Annotated in this window: 12 protein-coding genes; 7 read left to right on the forward strand and 5 right to left on the reverse strand. The window is 59.4% G+C overall.

What is annotated here, in order from left to right; translation table 11 throughout:
* Positions 1 to 107 precede the first annotated feature (107 nt).
* The 4 genes from xylF (at position 108) to xylR (ending at position 5098) form a co-directional block, all read left to right on the forward strand.
* Entirely contained in the window at positions 108 to 1100 is a 993-nt protein-coding gene (gene xylF / locus AC1V0D_RS18875; protein WP_009088231.1) for a D-xylose ABC transporter substrate-binding protein, read from the forward strand.
* A gap of 28 nt (positions 1101 to 1128) precedes the next feature.
* On the forward strand, positions 1129 to 2649 hold the full coding sequence (locus AC1V0D_RS18880) for a xylose ABC transporter ATP-binding protein (RefSeq protein ID WP_046100894.1): 1521 nt from the start codon (positions 1129 to 1131) through the stop codon (positions 2647 to 2649).
* Entirely contained in the window at positions 2642 to 3826 is a 1185-nt protein-coding gene (gene xylH, locus AC1V0D_RS18885; RefSeq protein ID WP_009088234.1) for a xylose ABC transporter permease XylH, read from the forward strand. Before AC1V0D_RS18880 ends, xylH begins: the two co-directional genes overlap by 8 nt.
* 93 nt (positions 3827 to 3919) lie before the next feature.
* Complete coding sequence (gene xylR / locus AC1V0D_RS18890) at positions 3920 to 5098, forward strand: D-xylose utilization transcriptional activator XylR (RefSeq protein ID WP_482907873.1); 1179 nt, start codon at positions 3920 to 3922, stop codon at positions 5096 to 5098.
* Positions 5099 to 5116: 18 nt separating this feature from the next.
* Here xylR and AC1V0D_RS18895 read toward each other — a convergent pair whose 3' ends face one another.
* From AC1V0D_RS18895 to AC1V0D_RS18915, 5 genes are all read right to left on the reverse strand, one after another.
* Positions 5117 to 6247 carry an ROK family protein gene (locus tag AC1V0D_RS18895; protein WP_482907874.1) on the reverse strand — a complete coding sequence of 377 codons (1131 nt, stop codon included), beginning with the start codon at positions 6245 to 6247 and terminating at the stop codon, positions 5117 to 5119.
* 236 nt (positions 6248 to 6483) lie between these two features.
* Positions 6484 to 7224, reverse strand: a complete 741-nt coding sequence (gene dnaC, locus AC1V0D_RS18900) for a replicative helicase loader DnaC (RefSeq protein WP_009088239.1) — start codon at positions 7222 to 7224, stop codon at positions 6484 to 6486.
* Complete coding sequence (dnaT, locus tag AC1V0D_RS18905; RefSeq protein ID WP_009088241.1) at positions 7224 to 7760, reverse strand: primosomal protein DnaT; 537 nt, start codon at positions 7758 to 7760, stop codon at positions 7224 to 7226. Before dnaT ends, dnaC begins: the two co-directional genes overlap by 1 nt.
* Before the next feature lie 111 nt (positions 7761 to 7871).
* Complete coding sequence (locus AC1V0D_RS18910; RefSeq protein ID WP_046100897.1) at positions 7872 to 8552, reverse strand: hypothetical protein; 681 nt, start codon at positions 8550 to 8552, stop codon at positions 7872 to 7874.
* Positions 8553 to 8627: 75 nt separating this feature from the next.
* Complete coding sequence (locus tag AC1V0D_RS18915; RefSeq protein WP_009088245.1) at positions 8628 to 9314, reverse strand: autotransporter; 687 nt, start codon at positions 9312 to 9314, stop codon at positions 8628 to 8630.
* 152 nt (positions 9315 to 9466) lie between these two features.
* Between AC1V0D_RS18915 and AC1V0D_RS18920 the strand changes: the two genes are divergently transcribed.
* The 3 genes from AC1V0D_RS18920 (at position 9467) to AC1V0D_RS18930 (ending at position 11922) form a co-directional block, all read left to right on the forward strand.
* Entirely contained in the window at positions 9467 to 10033 is a 567-nt protein-coding gene (locus AC1V0D_RS18920) for a DNA-3-methyladenine glycosylase I (RefSeq protein WP_482907875.1), read from the forward strand.
* Between the two features lie 109 nt (positions 10034 to 10142).
* Positions 10143 to 10805: an OmpA family lipoprotein gene (locus tag AC1V0D_RS18925; protein ID WP_482907876.1), complete on the forward strand. Its 663-nt coding sequence runs from the start codon at positions 10143 to 10145 to the stop codon at positions 10803 to 10805.
* A gap of 136 nt (positions 10806 to 10941) precedes the next feature.
* Positions 10942 to 11922, forward strand: a complete 981-nt coding sequence (locus AC1V0D_RS18930) for a LacI family DNA-binding transcriptional regulator (RefSeq protein ID WP_482907877.1) — start codon at positions 10942 to 10944, stop codon at positions 11920 to 11922.
* Positions 11923 to 11944 lie beyond the last annotated feature (22 nt).

The raw sequence follows: 11944 nt of genomic DNA on the forward strand, positions 1-11944 counted from the left end.
CCGGATAAAAATCAGTAATTGCTGTCATTCAGAAATAAGGGCAACAATTCATCCGCCTGGTTTATCGGCCTGAAACGAAAATAGCCTCAACCTACAGGATGATCACAATGAAGATGAAACATGCACTGTTTGCTGCCTGTGCGGCGCTGGCGCTGTTCAGCCAGACCAGCCTGGCGAAAGAAGTGAAGATCGGCATGGCAATTGATGATTTGCGCCTGGAGCGCTGGCAGAAAGATCGCGATATCTTTGTAAAACAGGCCGAGTCGCAGGGCGCTCAGGTGTTTGTTCAGTCTGCGAACGGCAATGAAGAAACCCAGATGTCGCAGATTGAAAATATGATCAATCGCGGTGTCGATGTGCTGGTGATTATTCCTTACAACGGTCAGGTGCTGAGTAACGTCGTCGCAGAAGCGAAGCGGGAAGGCATTAAAGTGCTGGCCTATGATCGCATGATAAATAATGCCGATATCGATTTTTATATCTCTTTCGATAATGAAAAAGTGGGTGAGCTGCAGGCCGAAAGCATTGTGAAACAGGTGCCTAAGGGCAACTATTTTTTAATGGGCGGATCGCCGGTGGATAATAACGCCCGCCTGTTCCGCGCCGGACAGATGAAAGTGTTAAAACCCTATATCGATAACGGCAGCATCAAAATTGTTGGCGATCAGTGGGTCGATGCCTGGCTGCCGGAAAATGCGCTGAAGATTATGGAAAATGCCCTGACCGCCAATGGTAACCATATCGATGCGGTGGTCGCCTCCAACGATGCCACCGCCGGGGGAGCGATTCAGGCGCTGAGCGCGCAGGGACTGGCCGGGAAAGTGGCCATCTCCGGCCAGGATGCCGATCTGGCGGCGATTAAGCGCATCAAAGCGGGCACCCAGACCATGACCGTTTACAAGCCGATCACCGAGCTGGCGACCGAAGCGGCGAAAATCGCGGTCGAGCTGGGCGATGGCAAAACACCCGCCAGCAACAGCACGCTGAACAACGGCCTGAAAGATGTGCCGTCGCGGCTGCTGAAGCCGATTCCGGTTAACAAAGACAATATCGAAAGCACCGTGGTGAAAGACGGTTTCCACAAACAGAGCGAACTCTGACCGCGCAAAGCGTGAGGGAGAACAGTCGATGCTGCTGGAAATGAAAAACATCACCAAGCGTTTCGGTGCCGTGAAAGCGCTGAATGATGTCAGCCTGCACCTGGAGGCGGGCGAAGTGATGTCGCTGTGCGGTGAGAACGGTTCAGGCAAATCGACCCTGATGAAAATCCTGTGCGGACTCTATCCGCACGGCGATTTCGAGGGGCAGATCCACTTCTCTGGCGACGAAATTCAGGCACAGACGATTCGCGATACCGAGCGTAAAGGCATCGTGATCATTCATCAGGAGCTGGCGCTGGTGCGGCAACTGACGGTGATGGAGAACATCTTCCTCGGTGCCGAACTGAGCCGGTTCGGCATGGTGGATGATGAAACCATGACCCTGCGCTGCCAGCAGCTGCTGGCGCGGGTCGGGCTCAACGTCTCTCCTGCCACCCGCGTGGGGGAGTTAGGTCTGGGCCAGCAGCAGCTGGTGGAGATTGCCCGCGCCCTTAACAAACAGGTCCGGCTGCTGATTCTGGATGAGCCGACCTCCTCCCTGACCGAGCAGGAGACGGAGGTGCTGCTCGGTATCATCCGCAATCTGCGTGAACACGGCATCGCCTGCATCTACATTTCGCACAAGCTGAATGAGGTGAAGGCGATCTCCGACACCATCTGCGTTATCCGCGACGGTCAGCACATTGCCACCCGTCCGGCGGCGGGCATGAGCGAAGATGACATCATCACCATGATGGTCGGCCGCGAGCTGACCGCGCTCTATCCGCATGCGCCGCATGAGATCGGCGACCCGGTGCTGAAGGTGGAAAACCTCACCGCCTGGCATCCCGTCAACCGCCATATCCGCCGCGTCAACAACGTCTCTTTTACGCTGCGACGCGGTGAAATCCTCGGCATCGCCGGGCTGGTGGGCGCGGGCCGAACCGAAACGGTGCAGTGTCTGTTTGGTGTCTGGCCGGGCCGCTGGCAGGGCGATATCTGGATCAATGGTCAACAGGTCAGCATCACCGACTGCCGCGCCGCGATTGCGCACGGCATCGCGATGGTGCCGGAAGATCGCAAAAAGGATGGCATCGTGCCGCTGATGGCGGTGGGCAAAAATATTACCCTGGCGGCGCTGGATCAGTTCAGTCACCGGCTCTCGACCCTGGATGAAGCGCAGGAGCAGCAGGCCATCAACGACGCGATCGGCCGGCTGCGGGTCAAAACCTCCTCGTCAGAACTGCCGATTGGCCGGTTAAGCGGCGGCAATCAGCAGAAAGCCATTCTGGCGAAATGCCTGCTGCTGAACCCGAAAATCCTGATTCTGGATGAGCCGACGCGCGGCATCGATGTGGGCGCGCGTCAGGAGATCTATCTGCTGATCAATGCGCTGGTTCAGCAGGGGATCGCCGTCATTGTGATTTCGTCTGAGCTGCCGGAAGTGCTGGGCCTGAGCGATCGGGTGCTGGTGATGCATGAAGGGCAGATCAAAGCCGATTTAGTTAACGATAACCTGACTCAGGAGCAGGTGATGGAAGCTGCCCTGCGGAGTGAACATTATGCTTAAAAGTGAAAGTACCCAAAGCCGCCTCTCCGGCACGCCGGGCAAACCGTCACCGGGCAGGTTCACGCTGCCTGACCTGCAGGTGCTGGTAATGCTGGGCGCGATTGTCGTGATTGCGCTGTTCTTTACCTGGACCACCGATGGCGCATGGCTCAGTGCGCGTAACGTCTCTAACCTGCTGCGTCAGACCGCCATCACCGGCATTCTGGCCGTCGGCATGGTGTTCGTGATTATCTCGGCGGAGATCGACCTGTCGGTGGGTTCGATGATGGGCCTGCTCGGCGGGGCCGCGGCGATATTCGACGTCTGGCTTGGCTGGCCGCTGCCGCTGACGATTGTGGTGACGCTGGTGATGGGGCTGCTGCTCGGCACCTGGAATGGCTGGTGGGTGGCCTACCGCAAAGTGCCGTCGTTTATCGTCACGCTGGCGGGGATGCTGGCGTTCCGCGGCATCCTGGTCGGGATTACCGACGGCACCACGGTGGCGCCGATTACGCCGGGAATGTCGCAGATTGGTCAGAGCTATCTGCCGGACGGCGTCGGTTTCGGCTTTGGTTTTGTCGGTCTGGCGCTGTTTATGCTGTGGCAGTGGCGTCTGCGGCTGCGCCGTCAGCAGCTCGGGCTGCCGCAGGGCGCGGCCAGCGGCACGGTAGGCCGTCAGGCGATCACCGCGATTCTGGTGCTGGGGGCCATCTGGTTACTCAATGACTATCGCGGCGTGCCGACGCCGGTATTGCTGCTGGTCATGCTGTTGCTGGCGGGCATGTTTATGGCTACCCGCACCGCCTTTGGCCGTCGTATCTACGCCATCGGCGGCAATATCGATGCTGCGCGCCTTTCGGGCATTAACGTGGCGCGCACCAAGCTGGCGGTGTTTGCCATCAACGGCGTGATGGTGGCGATTGCCGGGCTGATCCTCAGTTCGCGGCTGGGCGCAGGCTCGCCGTCGGCGGGTAACATCGCGGAACTCGACGCGATCGCCGCCTGTGTCATCGGCGGCACCAGTCTGGCCGGGGGCGTCGGTTCCGTGGCGGGGGCGGTGATGGGCGCCTTTATCATGGCATCGCTGGATAACGGCATGAGCATGATGGATGTGCCGACCTTCTGGCAGTACATCGTCAAAGGGGCGATTCTGCTGCTGGCGGTGTGGATGGATACGGCCACGCGGCGTCGGGTGTAATCGCGCGGACGATCACATTGTGGCGCAAACAATTTTTTTGCCCCTGTCAGCCGTGCTATGCAATGCGCTGAGCATTTAAGGGAACGCGCCACCATGCATGACAAACGCTATCGCATTACCCTGCTGTTTAACGCCAACAAAGTGTATGACCGTCAGGTTGTGGAGGGGGTCGGGGAGTATCTGCAGGCATCGCAGACTGACTGGGATATCTTCATCGAAGAAGATTTCCGCTGCCGCATCGACAACATCCGCGAATGGCTGGGAGATGGGGTGATCGCCGATTACGACGATCGCTCCATCGAAACCCTGCTGTCGAATGTCTCCGTGCCGATAGTGGGCGTCGGAGGCTCCTACCACCGGCCGCAAGATTATCCGCCGGTGCACTACATCGCCACTGACAACGCCGCGCTGGTAGAGAAAGCCTTTCTGCACCTGAAAGAGAAGGGGATCAATCGCTTTGCCTTTTATGGATTACCGGCCTCCAGCGGCAAGCGCTGGGCGCTGGAGCGGGAACAGGCGTTTCGCCAGCTGGTGGGGCGCGAACGCTATCAGGGCGTGGTCTATCAGGGAATGGAAACCGCGCCTGCCAACTGGCAGCACGCCCAGAACCGGCTCGCCGACTGGCTGCAGACGCTGCCGCCGCAAACCGGGATTATCGCCGTCACCGATTCACGGGCGCGGCACCTGCTGCAGGCGTGCGAACACCTGAAAATTCCGGTGCCGGAGAAGCTTACGGTGATCGGGATTGATAATGAGGAGCTGACCCGCTATCTGTCGCGCGTGGCGCTCTCTTCCGTGGCGCAGGGCTCGCGGCAGATGGGTTATCAGGCGGCCAAGCTGCTGCACCGGCTGCTGGATAAGCAGCCTCTGCCGCTTCAGCGTATTCTGGTGCCGCCGGTAAAAGTGATCGCCCGCCGCTCGACCGACTTCCGCTCGCTGCGCGACCCGGCGGTGATTCAGGCAATGCACTACATCCGCTTTAATGCCTGCAAGGGGATCAAGGTGGAGCAGGTGCTGGATGCGGTCGGGCTGTCACGCTCCAATCTGGAAAAACGCTTCCGGGATGAAACCGGCGACACCATTCATGCGATGATCCACCGCGAAAAGCTGGAAAAAGCGCGCGAACTGCTCGCGTCTTCCTCGCTTAACATCAATGAGATCTCACAGATGTGCGGCTATCCCTCGTTGCAGTATTTCTACTCGGTCTTCCGCAAAAGCTACGACACCACCCCGAAAGAGTACCGGCAGCATCACGGGGAGAATGTGTTGTAGGTAAGAGTCTCTGCGGCCTCACACCCGCTGCTCACTCTGCTCCAGTACCGCCAGCGCCAGCCCGTTCGCCGGATCAATCCGGGTCGCGGGGAAGTGCAGCTGGGTGTGCGTGGCGGTAAAGGCGAAGGCGTTGCCATGCGCCGTGTCACGCACCGCTTTGCAGAAAAGCTCGCTGGCGCTCCACGGGCAATCAATGATGATGGTGGCGGGGTTCAGCAGCAGCATGATCTGACTCAGCGCCGCACCGAGATAGCCCCCCGCCTGGGTCATCACCGTATCCACCACGCGTGGCGCGCTGTCGCGGTTCTGCCAGCTCAGGCCAGGCTGATGCTGCGCCAGCAGCTGATTCACGGCAGGTTTGCTGACCAGCGCCTCCAGACAGCCGCGCCGGCCACAGCTGCAGCGTGGCCCGCCAGGCTGAACGATCAGATGTCCCGCCTCACCCGCGGTCCAGCTGTGCCCGGTAAACACGTCGCCATGCTGGATCAGTGCGCCGCCGATGCCCTCGGCAATCCGCAGATAAAAATGCCCGCTCTCCACGGAGAGTCCATGCTGCTCGACGGCCAGCAGCGCCGCCGCTTTGACATTGTTCATGATGCGGATGGGCAGGCGAACGTGTCTGCGCAGCGTGCTCAGCAGGTCAACATCCTGCCATTCAAGCGGCAGGGAGAGATGCATCCAGCCACGGCGGGGATCGACGATGCCGGGAAAGCCAAGGCCGAAGCCAAGCATATCGGGATAGCGCTCTGTCAGTTCCCGGCAGAGCATCGCCAGCTCCGCCAGCAGGCGGGTCGGGTTACTGGTATCGGTGCGCAGCGTCTGTTCCGCCAGCACCTGCGAAAAGTAGTCGCAGACCCGCCAGTGGATGACGTTGCGTTCCACCATAATGCCCGCGCTCTTGAGCTTTTCCGGCCGCAGGGCGATGCCGATTTTAGGCCGTCCGGCGGCCGCCACGCTGACCGGTCCCAGCTCCTCAATCAGCCCCTGATCCAGCAGGTCATCGATGATGAGCGAGACGGTGTTCTTACTGAGTTCCAGTGCCTCCGCCAGATCCTGACGCGACGTGACGCGCAGTTTACGTAACCGGGCCATTACCCGTTTCTGATTGTTCAGTCGCAGGAGTGCAGGGCCTTTGCCGTTTGTTTTCATCACGGATCCACCCAACAGAGGAGACAGATTTCAGTGTATCAGCCCGTGAGAAACGTTGATCTGACACTTTTGTGTGCTGTTTCACACAACCTCGCTATCAGGAATAACCCTCGGCAGCAGGCGGGCGGGTAAGCGAAACGGTGCGCGTTTCGGATAAGAGGGAGGGAACGAGAGGGCAGCGGTGCGGCCCCGGGAGGAGAGCCGCACCTGCGGAGAGAGGCATCAGCGCGGTGGAATTAATATTCGTCGCCGCGCACCCGGCTGCGGTAACTTTCCCAGTCAAACCGCACCCACAGGCTGTTGCCAAGCCGCATACGATCCATCACGCGCTCGCCCAGCAGGGCATTCATACCGGCATGGTCGAGGTTCGATAACATGCCGGTCGGGCGTTTGGAGGAGGAGCGGCGATCGACGATCTGGTTGATGATCACTTTTTCATAGCGCGATTCGCTCTGCATACCGATCTCATCAATCACCAGCAGGTCAACACTGCTCAGATCCTGAATCAGCCGTTCTTCGGTAATGCCGCTGCTGCCGCTGAAGGTGCCCTTCATGCTCGACATCAGGTCGGCGACCGTCACGATCAGCACGCTTTTGCCGCGCAGGATCAGGTCATTGCCGATCGCCGCGGCCAGATGGTTCTTACCGGTGCCGGGACGTCCTGAAAAGACAAAGCTGGCGATGCTGCCGTCAAATTCTGCGGCATACTGCCGTGCCAGCTCCAGCGCCTTACGCTGGCCCTCATTCTCAACCCGGTAATTATCAAACGAGCAGTTGATATGCAGTTCGCGAATGCCGGAACGGCCCATCACGCGCTGCATTTTCATGGCGCGGTTCTCGCGTACTATCGCCTCTGAGCGCAGGCGACCCTGCTCCTGATTCCACGCCAGCAGCTCCTGGCCATTGGCAAATTTGGGGCGGGTGCCTTCAGGCATCATTTTTTTCAGACGGCTAAAGAGATCGTTTGGCGTTTTCATCATTCACCTCGGAAACCATCGGGAATGGTACGGTCAGGATCGGGCAACTGGGTGATATCACGCTTCGGTTGCCCGCCATTTGCGGCGCGGTTCATCTGGATGCTGCGCGCCAGTTTCTGCTGCCACTGGACATGATGGAACATCCGGCCTTCCGCCTGCCAGTAGGCGACAAAGGCCGCCAGCTCGCCCGGCGTGACGGCTTCAGCCAGCGCCACGCCCCAGATCGCGGCCTGGCGCGTAAAGTCGGCATCCGGCTGCCAGCCCGGATACATGGCGAACTTCCCGGCCGGTGTGTGGATCGCGGCGGGCGCATCGTCATACAGGCTGTCATCCAGCGCCACATCATTCGGTTGCCGGGCGGCAGCTTCCAGCGCCAGCAGCTCGGCCAGACGCGCCGGGGTGATGGCATACATCACCGGCGCATAGTTATCTAACACCGCCAGCGTGCCCTTTTCCGCCTGCTGCAGGGCAGTCAGCGGATCCTGTCGGAAGGCATCCAGGCCAATGAGCGTTGAAGTTAAGATTTTAGCTGACATGAAAAGACCTGAGGTTAACGAACACCTTGCGCCGGGAACCTGTCGCCGGCGCAGAAGGGGTTATTGTACCTTTTTTAACGGAGGGGATCGCTTAAAAAGCAGGAGTGCGGGTCAGTGCGAGGTCACCGGCGACGTGGCATGGCGGGCCGGTACAGATTCCGGTGCGCGCACGGTAAGGGCAGCTGCGGCGGGGCGGGTCTGCCATACATAGCGAACCGAGGCGAGCCAGCACAGGCTGTATCCCAGCAGCTCAGTCCCCTCTTCGGCCATGTTTTTCACCACCCGGTTGTAATCCCCCAGCATCAGATGCTGCCACAGCACATGCACACCAAACAGTCGGGAGAAGACCAGCACCACTAAAAAGCCGGAGGCCATTACAGGCCAGCTGCGGTGCTGCACCAGGGCAGCCAGCGCATGCACGCTTTTTTTCGGCGTGCGCAGCGCAACGGCCAGTGAGCCCGCGGTGACGGCCAGCGCAAACCAGACCCAGCTGCCATGCTGAATGGCATCAAACACGAAGTCGAGTTCACGGATCAGCATACAGGCGTAAAAACCGGCGACCAGGGTCAGCGCCCCGCGCTGATCGGGACGGCGTCGGGCCGCGATAAAAAAGAGTGCGGCGATGGTCGCCAGCATCACTTCCTGAGTGGTTTCGGTCAATGAGGTCTCATGCAGTGCGTCGTTCATCCAGGCGACGTCGATGTAGACAGGAACGATGGTGAGGGCAAGAAACAGCGCTGCCAGCAGAAAAACCGCGATTTCGCGGCCAATAAGAGTGAGATCGTTGCGCATAGTGTTACCAGTATAATGATTAGCAGGCTCATTATATTTTAAACGCCCGACCGCCTTTCTCTTTTTATGCCCCGCTCAGAAGCTGGCGCTGAAGCCGAAGCTGTAAAGTTGCTGTTCCTGATTATTCAGCGCTTCGTTTTGTGAAAATGAGGCGAAAGCCGCCAGATTGTCGTTCAGCGGCAGCTGCGCCCCGATACTCAGGTCGATGCCCTCGCTCTGATCCGGGCCGTTCGTCGCCTCGCGGCGGGGAGTCTGGGGCGTCTCCGCCAGCAGATAGCGATAGCTGAGCTGCGCCCAGGGCGATATCCATCCCTGCTGCGAATCGATGCGCCAGCCGACGCTGGCACTCTGCTCGCGACTCTGCTGATCGCTGTAGTCACATTGCAGACAGTTTATGGGTTGCGGATCGACGGCATACTGCGCCACCGGCCCGGTGGTGAGCGACGGCGCAACAGGCATATCCACGCCAGCCCGGTAGCGTTTTCCCAGCGGGGTGGTGCCTGCGCTGCCGGTTTCACTGTGCAGCGCGATGGGTGAGGCGGTGGGAGAGTTAATGGCGGCTTCAAACAGGGCGCGGTTTTCGTCACTGAAGGTGAGGGGCGTCAGCGCGATCTTCTCTGCCAGTATCGTGTCGTAGTCCGGCAGAAAGTCGGCGTGCGGCGGCGCAGAGAGGCCGCTCCGGGCAAAAGCCGGTGCCATTAAGATTAACAGCCATGCAGCACAGCAGGTTCTCAGACCTTTCCAACCGCTTTTCGGCGACATCTCTTCTCCAGGCAAGGCTGAAGTTATTATCCGGCGTCGTAATTAAAATTCGCGCTGTCTCTGTTATTTAACCGCTGATCGTTTAACTATCAACCGATTAATTTTAAGATCAAGCGGACCGCTAAAATATTCTCGTTAAAAGGAACAAAGCGATGCAACGATGTGGTTGGGTAACACAGGATCCCCTCTATCTGGCTTATCACGACAGGGAATGGGGGGTGGCGCAGAGAGACAAGCGTGCGCTGTTTGAGATGCTCTGTCTGGAAGGACAGCAGGCGGGACTCTCCTGGATCACCGTGCTGAAAAAGCGGGAAAATTATCGCGCGGCGTTTCACCAGTTCGATCCGCAGGCGATTGCGCAGATGGACGCGCCAGCGATCGACCAGTTGCTGCTGAACAGCGGCATTATCCGCCATCCCGGCAAAATCGCCGCCATTATCGCGAATGCCCGCGCTTACCTGGAAATGGAGGCGAAAGGTGAGGATTTCAGCCAGTTCGTCTGGCAATTTGTCGATAACGTGCAAATCGTTCACCATTATCCCAACTACAGCCTGGCCCCCACCACGTCAGAGCAGGCCATTGCGCTCTCAAAGGCGTTAAAGCAGCGTGGTTTTAAATTCATCGGCCCGACAATCTGCTATTCCTTTATGCAGGCCTGCGGGCTGATAAACGATCATCAGAGCAACTGTTTCTGCCATCCTGATGCCATTACCCGCTGATTCTCCATAAATCAGGATTTTTCCTCATACATCCCTGTTCCACAGGCGGCATAATCGTGCCACTTATGGGGAAGGTTTTCCCCTGTGTCTCGACTGTAAGGGAACAAAAATGCAGAAGAAATTAATCGCGATCACCCTGTTACTGAGCGGCAGCCTGGCCCTGCCTGGCTGCACCACCAATCCTTACACCGGTGAATCACAGGCGGGTAAGTCAGGCGTAGGCGCGGGCCTGGGCGCATTAGTGGGTGCCGGTGTCGGCGTGCTTTCATCGTCGAAGAAAGATCGCCGTAAAGGTGCCCTGATTGGTGCCGCAAGCGGCGCGGCACTGGGCGGTGGCGTGGGCTACTACATGGACGTGCAGGAAGCGAAACTGCGTGACAAGATGCGCGGCACCGGCGTCAGCGTGACCCGTAATGGCGATAACATCGTCCTGAACATGCCTAACAATGTCACCTTCGACTCCAGCAGCAGCAATCTGAAACCCGCAGGCGCGAACACCCTGACCGGTGTTGCAATGGTGCTGAAAGAGTATCCAAAAACGGCGGTAAACGTCGTGGGTTACACCGACAGCACCGGCACCCGTGCGCTGAATATGCGTCTCTCTCGGCAGCGTGCTGAAAGTGTCGCCAGCGCGCTGATCGTGCAGGGCGTGGCCAGCGATCGCCTGCGTACGCAGGGTGCAGGCCCGGATAACCCGGTTGCCACCAACAGCACCGAAGCCGGCAAAGCGCAAAACCGTCGCGTTGAGATCACACTCACCCCGCTGGGCTAACCGTGGTCGCCCCCTCTCGGGGGCGCCCTTTTTTCTGGAAAGTCTCACGTTAAAAGCACCAGAAAGCGTTCTGTGGATAGAGCCAGCAGAGGCTTTATGGTAGCCTGATCAAAAATTGATCAGTGGAAATTCCCCTATGTCTCTTAAAGCCATCGCGGCGGTTTTAGGTCTCTCTGTCACCACCGTCAGCCGCGCCCTCAATGGTTACCAGGATGTCGCTCAGGAGACGCGTAAACGCATCGAAGCGGAGGCGCAACGGCGCAACTACCGGCCTAATGCGGCAGCCAGACGGCTGAAAACCGGTCGCGCTAACGCGGTGGGCCTGGTCTGTCCGCCGGGGGCTTCCTCTCTGAGTGGCAGCGATTTCAGCGATATGTTACTGGCACTGGAGCATCACCTGGCCGGTTATGATATTAATCTGCTGCTGCTGACAGATAAGCAGCAGAATCCTCCGGCGCTCACCCGCCTGTTGCGCAGCGGGGCTGTCGATGCCCTGATTATCGGCCACACCCGGCCAGATGACTGTCGGCTTCATGCGCTGCTGCAGACCGATTTTCGCTTTCTGACGCTGGGTCGCAGCGATCTGCCCGCCACCTATGCCTGGTTTGATGTTGACCACCTTGCCGGTTCGCAGCTGGCGGTGGAGTGGTCGCTGGCACAGGGACGGCGGCGGATCGCCTGGCTTGGCAGTGAGGAGAACAGCAGCCGCGCGCGCGACCGGCGTCAGGGCTATCTGACGGCGCTGGGTGATCTCGCGCCTTATGCGATGGCGGCAGTGGCACCGACGCGCCGTGCCGGTTATCAGCAGACCCGGCAGTGGCTGGCAGAGGGGCCGATGCCGGAGGTGATCATCACCGACTGTGGTGCGCTGGCGGAAGGCGCGGCTGTGGCGCTGCATCAGGCCGGACGCGCAGCGGGTGAGGATGCCATCCTGCTGGCAGGCTGGGAGGGATTACCGGGGGATGCGATTCTCGATCATCCCATTGTCGCGATTCGTCAGGCAACGCCACATCAGGCCGGAGAGCAGGTGGCGGAGATGATTGTCCGGCTGATCGAGGGTGCGCCGCCGGAGACGTTACAGACCCTGTGGCAGCCCTGGCTGCAATTACCGGCGTAGCGCTTTTTGCTCCGGGCTGCGC

The organism is Pantoea sp. PA1 (genome assembly GCF_056856975.1).

What these genes read in the sequence shown, in the direction of transcription:
- AC1V0D_RS18910 (WP_046100897.1), bottom strand. Translation starts at nt 8,552, where the DNA reads ATGCGCAACGATCTCACTCTTATTGGCCGCGAAATCGCGGTTTTTCTG.
- AC1V0D_RS18920 (WP_482907875.1), top strand. Translation starts at nt 9,467, where the DNA reads ATGCAACGATGTGGTTGGGTAACACAGGATCCCCTCTATCTGGCTTAT.
- AC1V0D_RS18930 (WP_482907877.1), top strand. Translation starts at nt 10,942, where the DNA reads ATGTCTCTTAAAGCCATCGCGGCGGTTTTAGGTCTCTCTGTCACCACC.
- dnaT (WP_009088241.1), bottom strand. Translation starts at nt 7,760, where the DNA reads ATGTCAGCTAAAATCTTAACTTCAACGCTCATTGGCCTGGATGCCTTC.
- AC1V0D_RS18925 (WP_482907876.1), top strand. Translation starts at nt 10,143, where the DNA reads ATGCAGAAGAAATTAATCGCGATCACCCTGTTACTGAGCGGCAGCCTG.
- AC1V0D_RS18915 (WP_009088245.1), bottom strand. Translation starts at nt 9,314, where the DNA reads ATGTCGCCGAAAAGCGGTTGGAAAGGTCTGAGAACCTGCTGTGCTGCA.
- xylF (WP_009088231.1), top strand. Translation starts at nt 108, where the DNA reads ATGAAGATGAAACATGCACTGTTTGCTGCCTGTGCGGCGCTGGCGCTG.
- xylH (WP_009088234.1), top strand. Translation starts at nt 2,642, where the DNA reads ATGCTTAAAAGTGAAAGTACCCAAAGCCGCCTCTCCGGCACGCCGGGC.
- dnaC (WP_009088239.1), bottom strand. Translation starts at nt 7,224, where the DNA reads ATGAAAACGCCAAACGATCTCTTTAGCCGTCTGAAAAAAATGATGCCT.
- AC1V0D_RS18895 (WP_482907874.1), bottom strand. Translation starts at nt 6,247, where the DNA reads ATGAAAACAAACGGCAAAGGCCCTGCACTCCTGCGACTGAACAATCAG.
- AC1V0D_RS18880 (WP_046100894.1), top strand. Translation starts at nt 1,129, where the DNA reads ATGCTGCTGGAAATGAAAAACATCACCAAGCGTTTCGGTGCCGTGAAA.
- xylR (WP_482907873.1), top strand. Translation starts at nt 3,920, where the DNA reads ATGCATGACAAACGCTATCGCATTACCCTGCTGTTTAACGCCAACAAA.